Origin of the sequence: Bacillus sp. FSL K6-0042 (assembly GCF_038006685.1) — a bacterium.
In the GTDB taxonomy this organism is placed as follows: domain Bacteria; phylum Bacillota; class Bacilli; order Bacillales; family Bacillaceae_G; genus Bacillus_A; species Bacillus_A pseudomycoides.
In genome coordinates this window covers 282,609-305,104 of the sequence record NZ_JBBOVS010000001.1, presented here as the reverse complement: position 1 = coordinate 305,104, position 22,496 = coordinate 282,609, and the positions used below count along the sequence as shown (strand labels likewise).

Genomic DNA, 22,496 nt, shown 5'->3' with positions numbered 1-22,496 from the left:
TCTCTCTCTCCTTTATACAATCATTCGAACAGCTACTACACCTGTGATTTTCTTTATGTTTTCAACTACATTTTCTTTAATTATATCATCAATTCCATTATCGATATCAATCATTGTATATGCAAAAGAGCCTTTACTACGGTTTATCATATCAGCAATATTAATATGATGTTCCGCTAAACATCCTGTAATTTGCCCCACCATGTTTGGAACGTTTTGATGCATAATTGTAATTCGTTTCTTTCCGACATAAGGAAGTTCCACATTTGGATAATTTACTGAATTACGGATATTTCCTGTTTCTAAATAGTCTCGTAATTGACAAGCAGCCATAACTGCACAATTCTCTTCAGATTCATACGTTGAAGCTCCAAGATGGGGCGTTGCCGTTACATTTTTCATTTTTATTACATTTTCATTTGGAAAATCAGTTACGTAATGATTAATAATTCCTTCTTCTAAAGCTTTTGCTAACGTAACTTCATCCACAAGTTCTCCTCTTGAAAAGTTAAAAAGACGGACACCTTTTTTCATCGTTTGCACAGCATGTTCTCCAATTATCCCTCTCGTTTGATCTGTCAGTGGAATATGCAATGTAATATAATCACATGTTGCAAAGATTTCATCTAAACTAAATGCACGTTGTACGTGTGTTGATAAGCGCCATGCTGTTTCAACAGATATATATGGATCGTATCCAACAACATCCATACCAAGAGATAATGCATCATTTGCGACAAGAGCACCAATGGCACCAAGTCCAATAACACCAAGTCGTTTTCCTGCTATCTCTGAACCAACGAATTGTTTTTTCCCTGCTTCGACAAGCTGCGGAACTTCTTCACCTTCTAATCCTGTTGTCCAACTAACCCCACTTATAATATTACGTGATGACATGATAAGACTGGCAAGAATAAGCTCTTTCACTGCATTCGCATTTGCCCCTGGTGTATTGAAAACAACAATCCCTCTTTCTGTACAACGTTCTACAGGAATGTTATTTACACCAGCTCCAGCTCTTGCAATTGCCTTTAAATCTTTTGAAAATTCTTCTTGATGTAAGGAAAAGCTTCGAAGTAGTATACCGTCTGGATGTTCTAAGTCTTCTCCAACCTCATATCGCTCTCCACCAAAAATTTGCAAGCCTTTTTCAGCAATCTGATTTAATGTTTGAACGCGAAACATTTCCCCATCTCCCTATCTATTCTCTAGCTCAAAATCCTTCATGTAATCTACTAATTGTTGAACGCCTTCCACTGGCATTGCGTTATAAATGCTAGCTCGCATACCACCAACAGAACGATGTCCTTTTAATGTAACAAGCCCTAGTGTTTTAGCTTTTTGTAAAAATTGCTCATTTAAATCATTGGATGGTGTTGTAAATGGAATATTCATAAGCGAACGATATGCAGGATCAACCGGTGAAGTAAATAATTTTGATTCATCTAAGAAATCGTATAGAAGCGCTGCTTTTTTTCTATTTTGTTCTTCAATTGCGGATACGCCGCCCTGCTCCTTTAACCATTCTAATACTAGCTTCGTCACATAAATACTAAAGGATGGCGGTGTATTATATAAGGAATTATTTTTACTGTAAGTTTCATAGTTTAACATTGTCGGACAAGAAGTATCCGCTTTACCAATTAAGTCTTTTCTAATAATTGCAATCGTTAGTCCTGCTGGTCCTAAATTCTTTTGTGCTCCTGCATAAATGAAACCAAATTTCTCTATATCGTATTTTTCAGATAAAATATTCGAAGACATATCAGCAATAAGCGGAATATTCTCTAACTGTGGTAACTCAACATATTTCGTTCCTTCAATCGTGTTATTCGTTGTTATATGTACATAATCTAGTTCTTTCGGAATCATTGGAACATCTACATGTGGAATCGTTGAAAAATGATTTTCTTCCGATGAAGCAATAACTTCTACTTCACCAGTTTTCTGAGCCTCCTGTAAGGCTTTCTTAGACCATGAACCTGTAAGTACGTATCCGGCTCTTTTATGTTCATTCATTAAATTCAGCGGAACCATTGAAAACTGTAAAGATGCTCCTCCTTGTAAAAATAAAACATCGTAATTCTCAGGAATGTGCATCAATTCACGAAGCAAGCTACTTGCTTCATCTATAATACTTTGAAACTGCGAAGATCGGTGACTCATTTCAATAACAGACATACCTGTCCCGTTATAATTTAAAAGCTCCTTTTGCACTTTTTCTAAAACTGGCAAAGGGAGTATAGATGGCCCTGCTGAAAAATTGTAAACTCTCTCCATCAACCGTATGACCTCCCTGTTTCTATATTCGTTATTTTTTAAACTTTCTGAATTATAACCCATATAAAATATACGGTCAATTTGTTTTGCTTTATTAGGATGCAAGACGCAATGGAACCGTTTGCAGATGCATTTACTTTTATAAACATACAAAAAAGTGTTAAGCATTTCATCTCGCTTAACACTCCATTCATAAATTTATAAGAGCTAATTGTCCGTAAAAAACCGATCATAAATTTGATAAAGAGCAGAAAGACCAAAGAGCCAATAAATGGTATCCACAAGAGCTGGTGTAGAACCAAACCATTTCTCAACTACATTATAATCCAGCGCAACAAACAACCAATTCAAACCGCCAAGAATCACCAGAATTACTGTAAGGTAAGACAAAAACTTCATTATGATTGCCCCCTAGGTGATAAAATGGTGAAAGGCCTTTCACTAAAATATATGTAACAAATCAAAAAACTTTCTTATTTTTCAATTAAATTTATCACACATTAACGAGCAGTAATATCCCTACCTCAACATTCAGCAAAAACTAAGAGGAGTACATTTGTCCCCCTTACTTGTTATATAAAAATAAACAATGTAACCTATATGATTTTATTTTGTTCCTACTGCAATACCTTGTGTATCAATTTTCGTAATTAACTCATGGTATCTCTGCATCTCTCGCTCACTATTATCCCAACTTTCACCGTAAACGTGACTTATTTTTGTTGTTCGGATTTCTAAAAGAAACGAGCCCTCCTCATCTTGCAATAATACATATGTAATTGTTCCTTCTTTATAAAATTTAGTTGGATGTGCATTTTTTAATTTCTCGACACTAGGTTGACCAACCTTTCCCATCACAACTGGAACATAATCTTCCTCAACAAATTGCTGAAGTGATTTCTCACTAAAATCACTTCTTTTCAATGAATATAAAATAGATTCCACCGTATACTTATTGAATTTTTCTTTTTGTTCTTCGAGCGCTCTATCCTGATATTCAACAATCGATTGTTTTGTTTCTTGGCTGATATGTGGCGTTGTATTTCCAGTTTCCCTCTGATACAGGTTGTATAATTTTTCAGCACGATACATAAGAGTAAAAGAGAAAATAATGACTAGGCAGATTCCCCATTTATTATAACGCGGAGATTTAATATCTGAATACGATTGAATTTGTTTATGCTCTTCAGACGATAATTGTGACCGAGCAACCGTGGGCGCTACTTCTTCGGCTTGTTGTTTTTCAAACACGGCTTCTTTTCCCCAAAAACTTGCTAATTGCGACTCAATCTCTTCTGGTGACAGCTTTTGTGTCGATATATTTACAGGCTCTACTTTCCCAACATCACGTTTCATTTTAGAGATTTCTCGATCTCTAATAAATTGATTCCGGCGCAGATTCGTTCTCCAATCCGAAGGCATACCTAGTCCAACTTCTTTATATATCTTCCCTTTAATAATAGAAGAAACAAGACACATCACAAGAACAACAAAATAGATAATACCTGCATACCTACCTATCACATATATAGGAAGAATAAGCCATCCAATAAAACTTAATACAATTAAAAAAGTATACACATACCGATTCAAATTATATACAAATCCAAATAACGAGCAAAATTTAGAAAAAGCTCGTTCTAAAATTTGTGAAAATCCCATAGTAAAAGCACAAAATTTATTTTTCGTTACAATTATATCCTTATAAATTTCTCTAACGCCCTCATCATTTGGATCTAGTTTCATCGCAGTTTCAGCTAGCATTCTTGCTTTTTTAAAATTCCTCTTCTCCTTCGCTATACTTGCAAAACAGAAAAGATTCGTTATATTTTCTGGATTTAATTCTAAAGCACGCTTTTCAGCCTTTAATCCCTCTTCTTTTCGTTTTGGGAAATGTTTCAAAAGGATATAAGCATACCTGCCTACATACGTTTCATTTTCAGGGTCTAATTCCATCGCCTTTTCTAGGTAAACAAGTACATTTTTCATTCCTTCAAGATGCATGACAGCTTCGCTCATATAGAAATAATATGATCCCTCTTCAGGGTAGTTTCTTATACCAATTTCCGCTATTTCTCTTAATCTTGTAAAATTACTTTGCGCAGTAAAAATATCTAATCCTGCTAAAAGAACAAATTCATTTAAGTGATCTAATTTAAGTGCTTCTTCTATATATTCACTTGCAATATCACTTTCATGAAGCCCATAGAAATATACATAGCTTAAGCTGAGATATCCATAAACATCTTCTGGATCTTCCCTAACCATAAGTTCCGCTTCTTCTTTGGCACGCTCAACATCACCAAGTTTCAGCAAATAATAAACCCTTCTAAAATTGTCTTCCATTCCCTCATCCCCTGCTTCTTACCTGCTATTTCAATCTGTGTTCTTTCATATAATCTAGCACTTTATCAAAATCCTTATTCACATCGCTAAATGTCGCATAATTTTTCGCTGTTGAAAACCAATCTAAAGTCGTTGGCTGACGTTTTTTCATCGCTTCTAGCAAGTCTTCATTTGAAAGAGGTTGTAATTGCCCTGTTTCAAATGAACGCTGAATCGCTTGATTAATCGCATCCTCAACTAAATATGTTAAATCGGCACCCGAAAAATGCTCTGCATACTTTGCGACCAAGTCAAGCTGTAATTCTGTTTTCGGCTTATCTTTTGTTTTCAAATCTAATATTGTTAATCGTTCCTCATAAGTCGGTGGTGCAACAAAAACAAGAGAATTAAAACGTCCTGGACGACGTAACGCAGGATCAATATACCATGGTGTATTTGTTGCACCAATAATATAAACTCCTTCATTAAAAGAATTACTTCCATCCATTTCTACTAGCAATTGATTTACTAGTGTCCGCTGATGATGGGAACCCATTTTTTGTCTATTCCCTCCAAATGCATCTAACTCATCAATAAACAATATACATGGCTTTGTTCTCCGCGCTTCCTCAAAAATCTCATGTAAATTTTTCTCAGACTCACCAGTCCACATAGAAAGTATAGCTTGCAGTTCCAAATGAATAAAATTCGCATCAATTTCCCCAGCTACCGCACGTGCTAAAAATGTCTTCCCGCAACCAGGCGGTCCATAAAATAATAAGCTTCCACCTGTTTTCTTACCAAACGCTTGAAAGTATTCAGGATTTTTAATTGGCATAATAAAATCCATATTAATTTTCTTCTTAATCTCTTCCATTCCGCCAACATCGGCGAAAATCATTTTATTTTCTTCCACTTCCACCATTCTATTTTGTTCTCTATCAAAAGAAATCACCTTAATTTTTTCGCGATATTTCTCCATGTCTTTCACTTTTATTCATTCCCCTCTAAATAAACACTTTGATTCTAACTAATGTTGTCATGGTGTTTGTAGAGTGAATCTCTCCAAAAACACCATAAAGAATAGCTAATACAACTCATTATTATAAAAATGAAATATTCCAAAAAATATCATAGCAAATAAAGTTTTTATGCGTTGTCGTATTTCGTCGAATATAACAAAAAAAAGGGATCATCCTCCTATCCCTTTTTACATAGACATACCTATCATCTATCATTTTCCCTCTTGTCTCTTCTTACCTTATGCGTTTCTAAATCTGCCAACCTTACTGGAATTGGTAATCTACTTTCTTTCCCTATTAAATTCGATACAATTTGAATACTCGTATCTAAATCTATATTATTTCCGCAAGAGACAAAAATTGGTTTTACATTTTCTCTTGTTCTCAGAGTCCTCCCATATACTTCGTCATCAATCATAATATCACTAAAAGCAAACTCCTTATTCTCTGGCATGATAAAATCAACACCTTTAATCTTAAGATAACTTTTCGCTACACCGATTGTAGGTTTTTGTAGAAAAAAAGAAGCATGTGTCGCAATCCCCATATGTTTATAGTGTAAATAACCATTTCCATCGAACATGAATATATCTGGATCTGAAGTAAGCTTTTTAGTTGCCTCTATTACTAAAGGCAACTCACGGAATGCTAAAAAACCTGGTATATACGGTACCGTTACCTCCCCATAACTATAGACCTTCTCCACTTCCTTCTTCGTATGATAATCAATAACAACAATACAGCAAGTTCCATAGTGCTTATCATCTTTTTCCCAATAAGCTAAATCTACTCCAGCTATTAAACTTACATTTTCTAGATGAAAGTTATTTTTCAATTCAATTCTATGTATCAATTTATCTTGAATTTCAGAAAATTCTTTTTCTGAATTCAGATTAAATGAATGTACTTCTCTAACTTCCATGTTCTCATCCCCTTTTTATTATCATTTATACGAAACAGCTCCTATGTATTTCATTTCATAAAGATTTTCATTTTTATTTGTTATTTCGCCGCTGTATTCATAGTTATATATCATAATAATCGTGTTGTATTTCATCTCTAGTGTATTCGAAGCAAATCTTTTCATCTGTGGTATCACAACTTCTTCATAAGAACACCCGGTTAATAAAGCTTCTAGATTATCACTTCGCTTTAAATAAAATTCTTTTTCAATAAAGTCCTCATCAATATCATACATACAAATATGAAAGTCTTTTATAAATGGTGATGGTATGGAATCACCATCATCTGTATATTTTATACTGAAATAATCCTCTAAAAAATCTTCAGATTCCATATTTCCTAGCCATAATGAGACCACACCTTCTTTTTCCATGCATACAAACTCCATTCATATATAGTTTCTCAGTACACAAAAGTAATTCTTAAACCCTCTACATACTACGCTTCAAAACCAATCACAATCCATTCATCTACTACATCCCAAAAATCAACATTATATTTTGGTTGATCGTTTGTAAACCATAATGTAGATTTATCATATTTGCAATTGTTATAATCAATAGCTACATAACCGCCCGCTCCACTTTTAAAAAATCCAAAAGTTGTTTTCAAATCAATTTGTAAGTTCTCCTCTAATTCTTCAATAATTCCCCACTCATCATCATCAAAATAAGTAACACATTCAAAAGGCACTAATCCCATAGCACCGCTCGCATAATAATAAAAACCATTATGAACTTTTTCATAAAACTTTCGAACTGAAATGGGAATTCTATCCCATGAAACTTCTAGTACTTTATTATGAAATGTATCCATAGGATTTCCTGCTTCATAATACACTATTTCACCATCCGACGTCTCCAGTATGTATAACATCGAATACATGCCGTTATTTTCTATTAACTCCACATTGAAAAGGTGCTCTTCCAAATATAAGATTGTGTTTCTTAATTCTTTCCCTACGTATGTTCTCCAAATCTCTAAAACCATTTTTATTCTCTTGCTGCTATTGTATTCTTTAAAAATTTCATACCAAATACTAGGTATGACCTTATTATCTATTTTATCTATTGATTGAAGCTTTACATTTCTTTTATATTTTCTTAAAAATGCAAGTTTTGGTTCCATATAGCCGTCCCCTTTCATTTCTACTTCTCTAAAGTAAAAAAGTTTTCACCACCAAATTCAAAGTAATACCTTTAAACTAATCTATTCAATTCTAACAGTTTATACCACTCGTCATCTTTACTTCCAATGGAATTCCTTATTCCACCCGCTTCAACAAAAGACAGGCCGATATCAATATATTGGCTCCCTAAAAAATAATTTTCTAAAAAACTGCTAAAATCACCGTATGATTCAATAACAAAATTTTGATCAATTAAATCTCCAAACAAACAAGATACTTCTCCATCAATTTTATTAATAAATAATGGATACTTTTCTACTGTCCCTATACAAATCCATTTATCATCTCTATCTGGCATATCTTCCACATAAAACTGAATACTTTCAAGTTTTTGATGGCCGTATATAGTAATTACTCCACCATTCAATATTTTGTATTTTCTTGTAATAAAATAATAATCTTGTGAATGACCCCTCCTTAACACTCTTACGAGTTGTTTGAAGAAGGGGCTTCCTGTTTCATAGAGTGCTGCTGTTTGGGATTTCCAAGCAGACTTACATACTCTCCACAGGCGTCGTTTATACTGTTTGGACACAACCTTGCCCTACAGTTTCAGTCTTCTGTCGTTCTCACAAGTAATTGTTCTAACCCTTTGCACAAAATGTTTAGACTTGCATTATGGTCCCTGTCTAATACTGTTCCACACGTTGGACAAATATGTGTCCGAATCGATAGGGATTTCTTCACGCGATTCCCGCAGCTCGAGCAATCTTGTGATGTGTATGCCGGATCTACTTTCACAAGAAGACCTCCAATTTTTTCGCACTTATACATAAGCATCTTGCGAAAAGCGCCCCAGCCTGCATCAGAAATCGACTTTGATACGTTTCGATTCCGAACCATGCTTCGGATATCGAGATTCTCTATACAAATCACCGAATACATTTGCGTAAGGTGAAAACTTAATTTATGCAAAAAATCTTTTCTTTGATTCGCTAACTTTTCATGAAGGACCTGAATTCGTTCTACTTGCTTCTTATAGTTCGCAGAGTCCTTCTTTTTCTTCGAAAGGTTACGCTGTGCTTTCCTCAGTCGTTTTTCTTTTTGTAGCAGAAACCTTGGATTTTCAAATACCACTCCATTGGAAAGAACAGCGTATTTATTAAGTCCTACATCTATACCAATCGCATTTTCCATAACAATAGAGGAAGGTACCACTTGTCTTTCGACACTAAAAATAGCGTACCATCTCTTCGATTGGCGTTTCAGAATCAACTGTTTGATCGCTCCTTCTATCGGCCGATGCATATGAATCTCTATTTCTCCTAATTGTTTGTTATATAAATTTCCGTTATCTGCAAATGACATCGCAAAGCGGTGTTTCCCATTCGATTTGAATCCAAATTGAGGGAAAGTGAGACTATTATAGTCTTTATACGTTTTCAATTTGGGATAGTTTGTATCCCCACGAAAAAAGCCATCATATGCCTTTTTGAGTCGTAAAAATACTTCTTGTAAGGGCTGTGATGGCACTTCTTTCAGAAAAGAATATCTCTTCTTATCAATTACTTGTTGCTTTTGCATGTCAGAACGTGTATACAATTGCTTATTTTCTTTATATTTTCTCTGTTTATCTAAAAGAGCAGAGTTATAGGTTTGACGACAATATTGCAGCCAACGTTCTAACATTTCTTTCTGTACTTTCGTTGGGAAAATTTCATATTTTTGGCTCAGCAACATTCTCATCACCTTCCTCTTTTTTCATTGTAGTGTTTCAAATTCCTAAAAACAAAGAAACGAATATACGTTCCCCTTCACTACTAGTATACATGAAGTTACAAAAAAGGAAACGAAAACTTCGTGCTGTGCATGACCAACATTCATCCCCTCCCTACCACTGGACTATGTCCTGCACGCGCTTGAGGAAGGGGAATTCTGTTGGAATACTATTAAAATATTATCTTCTAATTTTTCATCTATTTGGTTTTCTGCCTCCACAATTTCACCAATAACCAAACTAAATGAATCATCACCTAAAATATCTTTGACTAATTCTATTTTTTCTAATAATAATTTACTCATATTCATTATCTCTTAACTTATATTTCAAATTGAACCCTATATTATATACTTTCATTAGAGCATTGAAATAAGTTCTGCTAAACTATTACTAATCACTTCAAGACTGCCTTTTTCATAATCTTCTATCTTCACCTGTCCATTTTCATTATCTACAACAACTAAAAGCCCATTACACTCCATACCTATAGGAATACTCTTTAACTCATTATGGTGCGATTTTTTATAGCCTTGTAAAGTGATATAAAAGTCTCGGAGTTCAATTCCCGGTATAACAGGATTTAGCTCCAGGTTATACTCTAAATAACTTCCAGCTAAGTCAAAAAAACAGTAAGAATTATAGTATTCTTTAATCGAATGATGTAATTGTATTGCTAATTTCTTTTCTATAACTGAAAAATCATGAAGCACATCTTTTTCTATAGGCTTCCAGAAGACGTATTCCTCTGCATCTGGTTCCCCTTCATATATAAAAGAATCTGCTTCTTCTATCCATGGAGATTTTGGTAATGAATCATTAAAATCTTTCCACTCTTTAAGTAATATATGAAAATACTGCTTCATTTCTTCTTTCATTTTTTACTTCTCCCAAACCATTTATTCTTTCCTTCATTCACTACCTAAAAATTATTCCTTTTCTTATATCAAATTTCATCTTACTATTAATAGAAGCCAATTTTTGCTTCCCTATGAAATACTTTTCTAGTTATGTATGTTATTTTAATGATACAAAAAATCTACAACTTCTTCCGTTATATTATCAACAAAATAACGCTTTCCATCCTCTACAACTAACTGTAAATCACTTCCGACCGGAAAGAAATAAATCGCTAAAATAGCAGGTTCAATTTGGGCTACCGTATTAAAATCGCATACTACTAAATTATTCGGATCGTTTACATAATCGTCATCATCAATATCCGAAAAAAATCTCCATCCATTATCAACACTATTTACAGATTCATCTCTAACCAACCATTTCAATTTTCCATTTCCATCTAAAATATTTTTCGATACGATACAGCCGCCTGCATTTTCGATAAATTCCGACCTTAAGTAATTGGACATATTTTCTCATCCCTTCTGTAGTTTCTTTTTATGATTTATTCTATTCCATATCTATCACTATACCTTTAAAGATCGTAAATCCTATACGCTCTCATCGATAATTTTGAATCCACTATACTCAATCAACGCTCTAAACACATCGCTCCCGCCATATGGCCATCCATAGGGATAAAATTCAATTCTTCCCATATTGTTTGATACCTTTTCACAAGATATTAGTTCATATTCCCCACAAGCAAACGCATCGATCATAGATTCAAAATCCCATGGGGTCGTAAGCTTAGGATCTGTTAAACGTTTTTCTATGGGAGTTTGTTCCCATAACATCTGGTAGTTACGTAATTCTTCTTCCGTCGGCCACCAAAACTGTTTTAATGCATCTTCTTCAAAATAATCTAGCCACATAGAATCACTAGAATTTATCATCTCCTTTTCTTTTTCTTCCTTAAGCTTGTAAAAAAATTCTCTTAGCCTATGAAAACGGGCCTCTTTATGTATTACAAACTCAAAATAACAATTCGTCATATACTCACCTCTATATGTGTATAACTATGAAACTATATTCCCCTAAATTATAACATTCCAGCATTTGCTTATAACGCCTATTATGGTTTTAAGGTTAATGTTTTACCACCTATTCGATCTGTATGTATTCTTTCAAATTATAGAGAACCTTTACACTTTGATATGTAGAGCGCTATTTACTTTTTATCATTCTTATCGCGAACTATCTTACTCAATAGCGGAATCTATGTTAGCAAAAGGTGTTTTCACATATTGAAAACACCTTTTCAGTCTACAACTATTTTTTAACAGTCTACTACTTTATTCTATAGTCTAAAACATTTTTTTAATGAAACATATAAAACAAAAAATTGAGATGAAATTTGTGTTTTGGGGGTACTGTAAAATCTTAGCTTGATAGCGATGGGAGAGTACCAGCGAGGCTGACACCACACGCAAAGTAGATAGTAATAAAAGTAAAACCTCGTTGGATGTCAACGAGGTTCGTGATTTATATATTTGAGTTTGCTTTTCGATAGAGAGTCATTCGTGATATTCCTGCTTTTTCAGCGGCTTCTTTTTTAAAGGATAGCATTTCACTTTTACTTTCTTAAAATTCCCTCTAGCTGCTCAAAGTATCAAACGTTTCAATAGAGCCATTATTGCATCTCTTCTTCTATACTCGCTAATATTCCCTCTGTTGCCGCGGAAGTTTCTTGAATAACATCCGAAGCATATTTCACATCTTGGACAATATTTGTCTTCTTTACTTGGAAGTTTCCTTGATGCGTTGCAATTTCTGTCATTCATCCATTAATGGAATGAACGAGCCGAGATTATTTACATTGGATAAGACTTCAGACAACATATGCTTACACTCTTCTTGCACACATTCTCTCTTGAACCATTCCGTTGTCTTCCCCTACTATTTTAACTTCAACACTGCGCTAACCGGGTTATGATCACTGTTTTCAAACTTCAAATCATGCCCTTGTACGCTCACAATCTCCACATTTGGAGACACTAAAAATCCATCGATAATCGTAACAAAGTTCTCATCTTCGACATAACTCTTCACATTATCACGAACTGTCCAAACAGTATCATCAACAGCCCACTGGAACCCACCATCAGTGAAATCTTCTGGTAGCTGTACTAACCACTCTGGCCATTCTTCTTTAAACTTCGGATCTTTTAACTGCACATCAGATAATAGCTGATTCCAGTCTCCGCCAAGCACGATATAATCGCCATTTTTGTAATGCTTATTCATATACTCTTTCAAAAACTCAACTTGTTGCTTTCGAATGTTTCCGCCCTTATCATATGCAGATAAATGAACGTTCACCATTCGTAAATATTTTCCGTTATCAACTGGAACCTTATGCTCAACAATCGCTCGATCTAATTCGAATAATTGACGAAGCCACATCTCTCTTCCAGGAAGCTGATATCTCGTCACTTCTTCTACTTTATATTTTGAGAACGAACTAAGTCCACTGTTCGTATATCCGTGCGGCTTCTTAATTGGCACCGGCACCCACTGCGCATTAAAGTTATAACCAAACGTAGACGCATGATCTTTCAGTCCATCTTGAAACGCCTTATACTGATTCACATCAAATGAACGAAGTGACTTCTCATCCATCTCTTGCACTAAAATAAAATCAGAATCTTCCTTTTGTAAGAAAGACAGCATATTGCTGATATTCTTTTCTGTTTGCTCTTTACTACTAGAGCGCGAACCCGTCCCTCCGTCTAAGAAGAAATCTTGATCCTTATCTAAACCGCCGTAGCCAATATTAAACGTTGTCGCCTTAAACTCTTCCCCAACTTTAAGAACGCGCTCGTTATTATTTGCCACCTTCAACTTCTCAACATCCTTATGCTTCACATCCGTAATTACCACATACGTAATAAATGCCGCGAAAGCACCAAATATCGAGCCTGTCCCCCATAATAAACCTTTCAATGCCTTCTTCAAGCTCATGACTCCCTTATTCTCTTTTTATAGTTTGCATACGTGGTTATTTTAACATGTTCTAAACGTAAACATAAAGTAACTCTAAAATATACAATGAAAACGCCTTCCTTTCTGTTTATTTCTACAAAAAGAATAGCGTTTTTGAGGTCAAATTAATATGAAATTATGTTGATTTGATAATGTTCTATAAATAAAGTCTCTTTCAGAGTTTAATTTTTGAAAAAGGAGTCTTCTGTCGGAAAACAATAAAAAGACCGCCTTATGACGATCTACTTTTAGTATCCCTAAAAAACATCAGGTTAATTTTGAGGGACAGATTTACTGCCCCATATTGTTTACTTATTTTGATTTTTTTTGAGCTCTTAATGCTATTTTTTCAAGTCCGTTTTCTCCCGCAAATTCTACATCTGCTTTTGGTAGAACATTTTTATTATTCTTCAATTGATTATTCTTATTTTTAGCCATTTTTTCACCGCCCTTGTAGTATGATTTAGTGATTCCTTCAAGGATGCCAACTATAATAAATACGCTATATAAAGATAGCGGAGTAGTATTTTTTCATTATCGGCACCCACGATTTTAGTTTGCTTTCTTTTTTGTATGCTATACGATTTGATTTTCTTTTTCAACTAAACTGCTCAACTAGAAAAAGAATCCATTTTGAAAAAGGAGCTATCAAAATAGATTCAACAGTTTTGATATAGATGTGATTTTTATAAAAAAGTTTGAACATTTTCTCCTATGTTACTCAACAATCGTACCCGATAGCACAATAAACCAACCCATTTTATTTGTCTGTTAAAACCCTGTCACCTTTACTGTTAGGTTGAGATATTACCAAAAATTCTACATCGCCTTCGGATTCATTTCTCATTTGATGTGGAACTAAAGGTGGTACTTCTATTCCTTCTTGAACGTTTAAAACATAATGTTAACATTGCGTTCATTTACAACTGCTTTCAATTCATCTTTTTCAAAGATTACAAGATATTCAAAAGGCAATGTCAAAACTCGAATAAGAGAAGGTCTCAATTTTAGTAATTCATATGCATAAAGCGCTTCGTACTCTTCTGCATTATGCTCATCATTAACAGGACCTATATACCAACCGGAGTCACCTTTTTCACACCCCTTTGTTCTTTCCAAATAAATATTATCTAACTCCAGTACATTTTTAGCAGCAACAATTTTGTCACAAAAACGCAGCAATTCCCCTTCAATTGTTAATGGTTTTAAAAAACTCACTTGTGTTAATAATATCCATAAAGAAATCGTCAAATCATCTGTCATATCTTCAAATGGATTCTTCGTATAATCATGTATGATAATATGATACCCATCTTCCCTTTTATCAAGAAAATAAATCGACCAACCAACTTGTATAGAAAATCCATCTATTAAACGATCATTTTCTACTTCAGTTAAAAAATGAAATAACCCTTCTACCTGCACTGCAAAGATCTTTTCTGCCTGAGCAATGAAAGTTTTATCCCCTATCTTCTTAATAAACTTTTCCACCTATTTCCTCCCTCTTTTCACAAGCACTTCGTTTTCATCCCAAATACTCACTCTATTAGAATAAGTACAACTTTATTTTTGAATATTTTGGATGGCTATAAATAGCTCCATTTCCCCTCACTTCTCAGCAAAATTTTATCAATAAGTAAATGATCTCCGTCTTCCCAAACCTTTTCTATTATACTTTTCATTTTTTCAATTCCGTTACTAGCATTACAATCACAAAAAACAAGAATATCTCTCGCTGGTATCGCAACTGCATATCCATTTGATACGAATTCTTTTAATGAGTGATCCCATAAGTCGTCTAAAACAATTAAGCTAGCTTCGAAATTCCCGTCAAGAATTAAAGCAAAGCACCCTTCCGATAGCGTGTGAACCCGTAGTTCTTTTTCATCTGCTAATTTATAAAGATTATTGATCCCGATTTCTAATAACTGTTCCTCATCCAATCCTTCTCCTGATATATGCTTATTTTGAACATATTGAAAATAATCGTTTTGATCATTTTCAGCTAAAAAGGTAATCATTAAATCTTCATTAAAAAATGTATGGACAAAACTACTTTCTTCAGATAAAGTAAAACACTCTTCATCAAGATCCTCTTTTACTATTGGTTTTAAGTATGCAACTGCTTCCTTACAAAACCGGATTGTCATATAAATACGCCCCTTTACTTTCTATAACAATACACACCAATTAACAGATATAAAGCCAGCAAAACACTACTAAATTCATCGGAAGCTTAATCGAGATATGAGTTCCTTTAAACTTGTACTGACTATCACCTCTTCAAACGTAAATTTGAAATCAATTCTTGTATGCTCTCTGAAATGGTTTCAAATGAACCTCTTTCATAATCTTCTAATTTAACTTTTCCATCCTCATTGTCAATTACAACTAACATCCCGTTACCTTCAATACCTATTGGGATATGTTTTAATCTCTCTTGGTGGTTCTCCTTATAGCCCTTTAACTGTTCTTCAAATGAATTCAATTCAATATTCGGCAATACCGCTTCTAATTCAATATAATAATTTTTATAAAAACCATTTAATTTAGCAAACCAATAGGAATTAAAGTACATAATAACCGTTTGATGAAAGTGAATATCCATTTCTTGTTCTAAATGAATAAAGTCGTGTACGATATTTTTTTCTACTGGTTTCCATAGAATATAACCTTCCTCATTTATTTCCCCATCATAAAGAATAGGATTCACTTCTTCAAGAACTGGTGTTTTTAATAGAAACTCTAAACCTTCGTGCGCTAATTTTATTCTTAACCTAAAGTATTGTTGCATTGCATTCTTAATAGACACGCATATTCCCCTTTACTTCACTTAATTTTCCCCCTACAAATCTTTCATCAAAAATGGATTTGTATCTCTTCAGTAAATGCCTATGTAAATATGCCCCTAAATTAGAAGCACTCCATTCTTATTCACCTGTATCCATATCAACTCTCATCATTTCTACAGTTAGTGATTTACAATAAATCGGATTTCCTGCACCATCTATTCCTATCACAACAAATTTTATACTACTATTTTTTTACTAACGCCCAAATACCATACTGATTATAAAACAATTCATCTTCTGAAAAATGTTTACACTCCGTATGTTGCAATATGAAATGAGGGTTTTCTTCATCTAAGCTGAATGTAGAATAGTCCGTTAAGCTAGGATTTTCAATGAGATTATACAGACAAAAAACGTTCATTAATTCTTGAGCATATTACGGAGTTACTTGATCTTTAAAAGTAATTACATCCGGTAGCCCAAAGCAATGCATACCACATGTATAGTAAAAATCATCTTCTTCGGCCACTGTAACAAAAGCTTGAAATAATTCTACTGCATTATCTGTATGATACACATCATTCCAGCTTTCAAATCGATCAAATCAACTTACTATTCTTTCTATTTCAATTAAACTTTATATCACATTTATTGTACTATATTTCCATCTTATATTTATTTTTGTCTAATAAGCACAAAATCCCTAGAGACATTTCGTTCACTTGGGATTTCAATTCATCATATAAAGTGAAACCTACATAAAATACGTTTTAGTTTCACTTTATTAATATGTAAGTTTTCTCGTCCTACAGTTTAAATAACAATATCTTGATAACCAACTTTAGCAACTTCTTCATTTTCAAATCTTACACCAACGCCGTCCTCTTCCCATGTACAATTGAATACTAATCCTACCCTTCTAACTCCATCTTCAAAATCAGGTAAAATAGTAAGGCCAATAAGATCAACCAATTTCCCTAATTGTTGGGTAGTTGTTATAATTGGTGCTATTTCATCAGCAGACTCACCCCCTAACATAGCTCTATACTCTAAACATTCTTCTTGATAATATTCGAATATAGCTTGTTCAGCTTCTTGTGTTAGTCTATTTATATCAGCGATGAATTTGCTATATGATTCTTCTTGAATTGTAGGACATAAATCAGCTTCTTCTATCTCATCCTCATTTATTTGGGCTTCATCTTGAAATTTTGATCTATTAGCTGCCACTTCCACTTTACTCAATTGAGATTTGAAACTATAATCAATTGGACCCCATTCTTGAATTACTTGTCCATTTCTTTCAATTTTTCCTCCTACCTGTTTAAATTGTATACTTCAAACTAGACTCGAACCAACATAAAACAAAGAACAATAAGAAAGCAATATAAATCTGCTAGTTTTTCGACTTTATGCTCTTTATTTTTCGCTTCTATATACTTCGTTAACTCTTCCCCTGTTTTCTTGCATACTTCTTCTATGTATTCTTTCTATCTAGTATTATTGTTGAAATCACCTTGCGTTACACCAGTGCTTCGGATGATTTCTTCTATTAACTTATAAAGCTGATTAGCAATGATATTTGTACACTTCATTTTCACCTGTTATTGCTTTGTACATAAACAGTGGTAAAAAACCCCTACAACAGCTGCTAGCATTAACATGATGACAATATTTCTTTTTCTCTTGAAGTACTTTTCATTAGACCCCCCCTTCCATTTTGTCTTCTTTTTTGCCGTAAAGGAATTTCCTTACGAGAATTATCAAGATTAACAGATATTTGATACGCCACTTTAAGTAAGTTAGCTAATCAAAAGAAACAAAATATTAACTTTAAACACATAGAAGAGAACGGTTAGAATGCCATTTGTATGGGCAATTGATTACCATTCTAATCTGGTCTTCCATCATGTTTCAAATGGGATATTTACTCTTTATGAAGAAGAAAAGAGAGTTGAATGAATATAAGGTAAAAGGGAAATACCCAGTTTGAATAATAACAATTAATATTAATTTTGTAAGTATTTAGCCGTTTACAATTTCCCCACCATTCACGTGCAGAATTTGCCCTGATATGTAAGATGCATCATCGGAGGCCAAGAATACATAAGCAGGTGCCACTTCAAACGGTTGACCGGCTCGCTTCATAGGAACATGGTCTCCAAATGTGGCAAGCCATTCTGGAGGTAAGGAAGATGGAATTAATGGAGTCCAAATTGGTCCTGGGGCCACACCATTAACTCGAATCCCTTGCGATGCCAGTGACAATGACAGCGAACGTGTAAATGAAACAATAGCCCCTTTAGATGCCGAGTAGTCAATTGCATCTTGATCTCCATGATAGGCACTAAGGAATGTTGTATTTATTATGGAGCTCCCTGAATTCATGTATGGCAAAGCAGCTTTCGTAAAAATAAACTGAGAAAAAACATTTGTGTGAAAGGTACTTGCTCGTTGGTTCGAATCTACATCAAGTAGACTGTTCCTTATGTATAGTACACCGGCATTATTCACCAAAATGTCAATACGGCCAAATTGGTGAATTGTTTGCATTACTGCTTGTTGGCAATGCTGCTCATACCCAATATCACCTGGAATGGTAATGCAACTACGGCCGTACTTTTTGACATAGAACTCCGTTTCTTTGGCATCGCTGTGCTCATTTAGGTATGAGATTGCTATATCTGCACCCTCTTTCGCGAAGGCTACAGCGACAGCTCTCCCAATCCCACTGTCCCCACCAGTTATAAGCGCTACCTTATTTATAAGCTTACCGGCTGGTTTGTAATTGGGGTTATCAAATATAGGTCTGGGTATCATTAATGATTCAATGCCAGGTTTACTTTGTTGTTGAGGCGGGAAACCCATCACATACACCCCTCTCGGCATTTTTCTATAATGTATTATGATATTCAGGAAAATATATCCTTTTCAAAAAATTAAATAGAGGAAATGAAGGTGTTGTTTTCGAGGTGAGAATTTTTTCAACCAGTAATATAGCCGATGAACCGGTAGGTGCTGTTTTTGACACCAAGTAGCTTTTGATAACCCACTGTTTTTATAGTCTTGAATATAAGCACCTTTCAGTCACCTCTTGTAACTTGTCATTCAACTTTTCATCACATTATAATCGCAGTATACTTTGATCATAAAATACATTCACCAACATTATTCTTCCCACTCTTCATAAACAACTGCACCAGCAAAAACTATATTTCTATTTTCAACAGCATTCGCTTCGCTATATTCAAAATCATACACTCTGATCACTGCATTATAACTCTCTAACATACGTTCCCCATAATAATCTGTGAATTGAGATATAATCTTTTCATAATAAGATGCGCCTTCTAATAACAACTGTAAAGATGTAGTTGAAATATCAATAAATGTGATTTCCAATAGGTCTTCATTGTAATCGATAAAATCAATTTGGAAATCTCTCATGAATTGTGATGGGATTCTATCTCCCTGTTCATCGAACTTTATTTCCACATACTTTTGCAGCATTTCTTTACTCTTGATATTCCCTAGCCATAGAGAGATTACGCCTGGATTTTCGATATTAACCCTCCTTTATTCATTCTTACTCGTTTATTAGGGGTAGTTTTATTTTGAATTCTCCTCACCCATTGCTAGATCACTCATCTATTCGTCATCGTCCTCTTCTATTAATAATGCATCCAAACGCTCCCTTTGTTTTGCAATCTTCCTGGAAGTTTCCATACCATTTGTAAACATTGCAACTGTTACCTCTCTAATCTCCTCATTAGCTTGCTTAAAAAGCCTAAATTGAAGCTTATTTGAAGACAGTTCTTCAATTAAATTCTTCATTTTCTCCATTTCTTCTGAATTCCGACGGTTAACAGCCATTACCGGATATTTATTTTTTATGTTGGATTGAATTTCAGATAAAGAGCAATTTGTATAGTTTTTTATTTTCATTAATAAGCGACTTTTAATACTTGATTCAAGAATGACAGAATATATAGCCACGCAGCGGCCCTCCTCAAATGTTACATTTTATAAAAAGTAGGTGTTCTTAAAATTAGCTACTAAAACTAGGTCAGTGTAGTCCTATTAAACCAGGGGTTATTTTCTCTATTTTTGCCCAACCAAATAAGCATTCAACTTGCATCTGATTTCTACACTTAATTTTTAATTGCCCTTCTTCTTCAATAGCATTTATTTCAAATTGATGAATTATATTGTCTGTTCCTATATCTTTGATTATTAAATCTTGAATACAAAAGAATGAAATTTCTATATAAATTACATCCCATTTATTCCATCGCTTCGGTTTATTTTCAACAGGTTCCTTTGTCATGAGTTGGATAACTAAGGTCGGACCATCTCTTCTAAGCTGAACATCTAATAACTCTGATTGTTCAAACTCTGATATCATTCCAAAAATACTTATAAGTGCTTGAGGATTTAAGATTTTAAGTTGATTAATCATTTTTATATGCCTTACTTTCTTTGATTTTCTTTTCAAAATAACAGGGCTTCATCTGAAAATCCAGAGAAAAACATATAGAGAATCATCATTTATGCAAGCCCAATAGGTGCCATAAAAATAAAGTACATCATCATTGAACTACCCCCACCTACGCTTCGTTTAGAGGAGAGGGTCTTCTCGGTTAAAATGATAAAATACACTCTGTCATTCAGTAAGGTTTTCAAGCTCCTCAAACCAAAACGTATTCTTTTCCACAGCCTTAGGATCAATACGCCTTACTTCATTTTCAAACCAGATACGCACTGATTCTGGAATTTCATTATCTAAAAAAGCAAATTCACCATTTATGTGAATCGCTTCATCAATTAACTTAGAAAATAATAGAAGGCTTTCTGCAAATTGATGGATGGAAGAATTAATGAAGATTTCTTCATAGTTGTTGTCGTGATGTAAATAGACTACCTTATTTGTTCTCTCATCAATACAAAGAGGATCGCCAGAACCAGTTGTTCCTATAAACCAATAAGATTGGTAATCTATTGGCATGCCAAATTTTTGGTTTACATTCTGCATCGGTTCAGTTGCGTTATCAAACTCTATAAATGGAGCAGCCGATGCCGGAAGACCGACTTCGCTTAAAAACCTTCTTGTATCACTAGATAAATTTGTGTGCTGTAACATATCTCGATCTAATTTGTTCACTGGCCCGTCTCTTTTTTCATTCCATTTATCACAAAATTCTTTAGGTGAAATCATCTAAATACCTCTTTCCTTTTTTCATTCTCATCATTTACTCCTACATATTCCTCTTCATCTTTATAAGTTCTAATCTTTATGAAAAGGATTTATTTCTTCATTCCAAAAAGTATTATGATTTAGACAATCCTTATCAATTTCAATGAATTTTTCTATCATAACTTCTAAATCTTCCTTCTTATATTCTCTATTCAAATATGCATGTCTACCATTCACTTCTTTTATTCTCTTTATAAACTCACTATATTCCAACATGCATTCTGCTAATTGTGGGATGGATTGATTTACATATACTTCTTCCATTTTTTCATGATCTATACATACGACCATCCCTGAAGGAACTTTCATGGATAAAATATTTCCTTCACCTGTAAACCCTAAATATGTATTCCTCTCATAACTTGCATCTACATTATATTTTTCCTTTAAGGTTAATAAGCTTCCATTTTTTGTTGATTCAAAATTTAAAAATGGAGCTGCAGATTCAGGTAATCCAGATTTTAATAAAAAATATTTACATGCCACAGGGATATCTAAATTTTTGAGTTTATCTTCTTCATAATGAACAAGTGGATATACTTTTTGGTTCCATCTTTTTAGAAATTCATTGGGGTTCATCAATTTAAACCTTTCCTCCCATACAAGCTTTTCGTCTAGCAATATTACTCCTCTTCCATTCGATTAAAAATAATCATTTCCTTAATCGTGAATTCAAGCCACTCCCAAAAATCACCGAATTCCTTCCTCTGTTCAAACCCTTCCCTAGCGAAGTCATGAATCACTTGAACCTTTTGTCCTTTTCCAAATTCAAAGCAGGCAATATCATCATTATCATCTCTTCTAGCAAAAGGAACTAATTTTCTATTTGGATACCTTTCTTTCAAATCAAGAAAGCGTCTAGTTGCTTGTGCTGATTCCATCATATACCATAAATCAAAATCCACTAAGTGTAATTCAATTGCTTTTCTATATGCTTCTGGATATTCAAACCCATCTATCTTAATAAAATAGCTCTCCACTCAAATTCCCGCTTTCTCATTTATTTTGAGCAAAACAAAGATAAAGCTTCTCTCCTACCCGTTTACCTTCAAATACTTCCTCTTGAGCA

Annotated in this window: 29 protein-coding genes and 4 pseudogenes; 1 reads left to right on the top strand and 32 read right to left on the bottom strand. The window is 34.0% G+C overall.

Features of this window, described 5'->3' with window-relative positions; genetic code table 11:
• Nucleotides 1-12: 12 nt before the first annotated feature.
• The 24 genes and pseudogenes from MHH45_RS01635 to MHH45_RS27960 form a co-directional block, all read right to left on the bottom strand.
• Nucleotides 13-1,185, bottom strand: a complete 1,173-nt coding sequence (locus MHH45_RS01635) for a phosphoglycerate dehydrogenase (RefSeq protein WP_016115352.1) — start codon at nt 1,183-1,185, stop codon at nt 13-15.
• Nucleotides 1,186-1,197: 12 nt separating this feature from the next.
• Nucleotides 1,198-2,280, bottom strand: a complete 1,083-nt coding sequence (serC, locus tag MHH45_RS01630) for a 3-phosphoserine/phosphohydroxythreonine transaminase (protein ID WP_016115353.1) — start codon at nt 2,278-2,280, stop codon at nt 1,198-1,200.
• Nucleotides 2,281-2,487: 207 nt separating this feature from the next.
• Nucleotides 2,488-2,679: a DUF378 domain-containing protein gene (locus MHH45_RS01625; RefSeq protein WP_016115354.1), complete on the bottom strand. Its 192-nt coding sequence runs from the start codon at nt 2,677-2,679 to the stop codon at nt 2,488-2,490.
• Nucleotides 2,680-2,886: 207 nt separating this feature from the next.
• Entirely contained in the window at nt 2,887-4,626 is a 1,740-nt protein-coding gene (locus MHH45_RS01620) for a tetratricopeptide repeat protein (RefSeq protein ID WP_016115355.1), read from the bottom strand.
• A gap of 25 nt (nt 4,627-4,651) precedes the next feature.
• A complete protein-coding gene (locus MHH45_RS01615; protein WP_016115356.1) occupies nt 4,652-5,596 on the bottom strand; it encodes an ATP-binding protein in 945 nt (314 codons plus the stop codon).
• 236 nt (nt 5,597-5,832) lie between these two features.
• Nucleotides 5,833-6,549 carry an endonuclease V gene (locus MHH45_RS01610; RefSeq protein ID WP_016115357.1) on the bottom strand — a complete coding sequence of 239 codons (717 nt, stop codon included), beginning with the start codon at nt 6,547-6,549 and terminating at the stop codon, nt 5,833-5,835.
• A 21-nt stretch (nt 6,550-6,570) separates the two neighbouring features.
• Nucleotides 6,571-6,963, bottom strand: a complete 393-nt coding sequence (locus MHH45_RS01605; RefSeq protein WP_016115358.1) for an immunity 22 family protein — start codon at nt 6,961-6,963, stop codon at nt 6,571-6,573.
• 65 nt (nt 6,964-7,028) lie between these two features.
• Nucleotides 7,029-7,718, bottom strand: a complete 690-nt coding sequence (locus MHH45_RS01600) for an SMI1/KNR4 family protein (RefSeq protein ID WP_170927921.1) — start codon at nt 7,716-7,718, stop codon at nt 7,029-7,031.
• Nucleotides 7,719-7,789: 71 nt separating this feature from the next.
• Nucleotides 7,790-8,314, bottom strand: coding sequence for a hypothetical protein (locus MHH45_RS01595; RefSeq protein ID WP_016115360.1), 525 nt, complete (start codon nt 8,312-8,314; stop codon nt 7,790-7,792).
• 17 nt (nt 8,315-8,331) lie between these two features.
• Entirely contained in the window at nt 8,332-9,465 is a 1,134-nt protein-coding gene (locus tag MHH45_RS01590; protein WP_016115361.1) for an RNA-guided endonuclease InsQ/TnpB family protein, read from the bottom strand.
• A 156-nt stretch (nt 9,466-9,621) separates the two neighbouring features.
• Nucleotides 9,622-9,801: a hypothetical protein gene (locus tag MHH45_RS01585; protein ID WP_088093714.1), complete on the bottom strand. Its 180-nt coding sequence runs from the start codon at nt 9,799-9,801 to the stop codon at nt 9,622-9,624.
• Between the two features lie 54 nt (nt 9,802-9,855).
• The gene (locus MHH45_RS01580; protein WP_088093715.1) at nt 9,856-10,374 is read right to left on the bottom strand and encodes a SecY-interacting protein Syd; all 519 of its coding nucleotides are present in this window, start codon (nt 10,372-10,374) and stop codon (nt 9,856-9,858) included.
• Between the two features lie 144 nt (nt 10,375-10,518).
• Nucleotides 10,519-10,866, bottom strand: coding sequence for a DUF2185 domain-containing protein (locus MHH45_RS01575; RefSeq protein WP_016115364.1), 348 nt, complete (start codon nt 10,864-10,866; stop codon nt 10,519-10,521).
• A gap of 81 nt (nt 10,867-10,947) precedes the next feature.
• Nucleotides 10,948-11,391 carry a hypothetical protein gene (locus MHH45_RS01570; RefSeq protein ID WP_077293972.1) on the bottom strand — a complete coding sequence of 148 codons (444 nt, stop codon included), beginning with the start codon at nt 11,389-11,391 and terminating at the stop codon, nt 10,948-10,950.
• 638 nt (nt 11,392-12,029) lie between these two features.
• Nucleotides 12,030-12,271: pseudogene (locus tag MHH45_RS01565) on the bottom strand (DUF4077 domain-containing protein); the annotation flags it as partial.
• 24 nt (nt 12,272-12,295) lie between these two features.
• Nucleotides 12,296-13,354: an endonuclease/exonuclease/phosphatase family protein gene (locus MHH45_RS01560; RefSeq protein ID WP_016115367.1), complete on the bottom strand. Its 1,059-nt coding sequence runs from the start codon at nt 13,352-13,354 to the stop codon at nt 12,296-12,298.
• A 339-nt stretch (nt 13,355-13,693) separates the two neighbouring features.
• Entirely contained in the window at nt 13,694-13,819 is a 126-nt protein-coding gene (locus MHH45_RS01555; RefSeq protein WP_016115368.1) for a hypothetical protein, read from the bottom strand.
• A 322-nt stretch (nt 13,820-14,141) separates the two neighbouring features.
• Nucleotides 14,142-14,276: pseudogene (locus MHH45_RS01550) on the bottom strand (cupin domain-containing protein); the annotation flags it as partial.
• Nucleotides 14,273-14,872: an immunity protein Imm33 domain-containing protein gene (locus MHH45_RS01545; RefSeq protein WP_016115369.1), complete on the bottom strand. Its 600-nt coding sequence runs from the start codon at nt 14,870-14,872 to the stop codon at nt 14,273-14,275. The pseudogene MHH45_RS01550 and the gene MHH45_RS01545, both read right to left, overlap by 4 nt.
• Nucleotides 14,873-14,967: 95 nt before the next feature.
• A complete protein-coding gene (locus tag MHH45_RS01540; protein ID WP_016115370.1) occupies nt 14,968-15,531 on the bottom strand; it encodes a DUF1444 family protein in 564 nt (187 codons plus the stop codon).
• 125 nt (nt 15,532-15,656) lie between these two features.
• A complete protein-coding gene (locus MHH45_RS01535; RefSeq protein ID WP_016133056.1) occupies nt 15,657-16,193 on the bottom strand; it encodes a SecY-interacting protein Syd in 537 nt (178 codons plus the stop codon).
• A 416-nt stretch (nt 16,194-16,609) separates the two neighbouring features.
• A complete protein-coding gene (locus tag MHH45_RS01530; RefSeq protein WP_016115372.1) occupies nt 16,610-16,750 on the bottom strand; it encodes a hypothetical protein in 141 nt (46 codons plus the stop codon).
• A 236-nt stretch (nt 16,751-16,986) separates the two neighbouring features.
• The gene (locus tag MHH45_RS01525; protein ID WP_016133057.1) at nt 16,987-17,403 is read right to left on the bottom strand and encodes a DUF6985 domain-containing protein; all 417 of its coding nucleotides are present in this window, start codon (nt 17,401-17,403) and stop codon (nt 16,987-16,989) included.
• Between the two features lie 158 nt (nt 17,404-17,561).
• Nucleotides 17,562-17,663: pseudogene (locus MHH45_RS27960) on the bottom strand (nucleoside triphosphate pyrophosphohydrolase); the annotation flags it as partial.
• 210 nt (nt 17,664-17,873) lie between these two features.
• Here MHH45_RS27960 and MHH45_RS01520 point away from each other — a divergent pair.
• A pseudogene (locus tag MHH45_RS01520) lies at nt 17,874-18,032 on the top strand (helix-turn-helix domain-containing protein).
• Between the two features lie 166 nt (nt 18,033-18,198).
• Here the strand turns inward: MHH45_RS01520 and MHH45_RS01515 are convergent.
• The 8 genes from MHH45_RS01515 to MHH45_RS01485 form a co-directional block, all read right to left on the bottom strand.
• Nucleotides 18,199-19,041 (bottom strand): SDR family oxidoreductase, encoded by an 843-nt coding sequence (locus tag MHH45_RS01515; RefSeq protein WP_088093716.1) that lies wholly within the window; start codon nt 19,039-19,041, stop codon nt 18,199-18,201.
• Nucleotides 19,042-19,104: 63 nt separating this feature from the next.
• Nucleotides 19,105-19,245 carry an IS66 family insertion sequence element accessory protein TnpA gene (gene tnpA, locus MHH45_RS27955; RefSeq protein WP_414848071.1) on the bottom strand — a complete coding sequence of 47 codons (141 nt, stop codon included), beginning with the start codon at nt 19,243-19,245 and terminating at the stop codon, nt 19,105-19,107.
• 96 nt (nt 19,246-19,341) lie between these two features.
• Nucleotides 19,342-19,737, bottom strand: coding sequence for an immunity 22 family protein (locus tag MHH45_RS01510; protein WP_033671320.1), 396 nt, complete (start codon nt 19,735-19,737; stop codon nt 19,342-19,344).
• Between the two features lie 84 nt (nt 19,738-19,821).
• Entirely contained in the window at nt 19,822-20,169 is a 348-nt protein-coding gene (locus MHH45_RS01505) for a hypothetical protein (RefSeq protein ID WP_016133060.1), read from the bottom strand.
• Between the two features lie 70 nt (nt 20,170-20,239).
• Nucleotides 20,240-20,632 carry an immunity 50 family protein gene (locus tag MHH45_RS01500; RefSeq protein ID WP_088093728.1) on the bottom strand — a complete coding sequence of 131 codons (393 nt, stop codon included), beginning with the start codon at nt 20,630-20,632 and terminating at the stop codon, nt 20,240-20,242.
• A gap of 204 nt (nt 20,633-20,836) precedes the next feature.
• Nucleotides 20,837-21,388, bottom strand: a complete 552-nt coding sequence (locus MHH45_RS01495) for an SUKH-4 family immunity protein (protein ID WP_016133062.1) — start codon at nt 21,386-21,388, stop codon at nt 20,837-20,839.
• 69 nt (nt 21,389-21,457) lie between these two features.
• Nucleotides 21,458-22,048 (bottom strand): SUKH-4 family immunity protein, encoded by a 591-nt coding sequence (locus MHH45_RS01490; protein WP_016133063.1) that lies wholly within the window; start codon nt 22,046-22,048, stop codon nt 21,458-21,460.
• A 2-nt stretch (nt 22,049-22,050) separates the two neighbouring features.
• The gene (locus tag MHH45_RS01485) at nt 22,051-22,407 is read right to left on the bottom strand and encodes a hypothetical protein (protein WP_016115374.1); all 357 of its coding nucleotides are present in this window, start codon (nt 22,405-22,407) and stop codon (nt 22,051-22,053) included.
• Nucleotides 22,408-22,496: the final 89 nt, after the last annotated feature.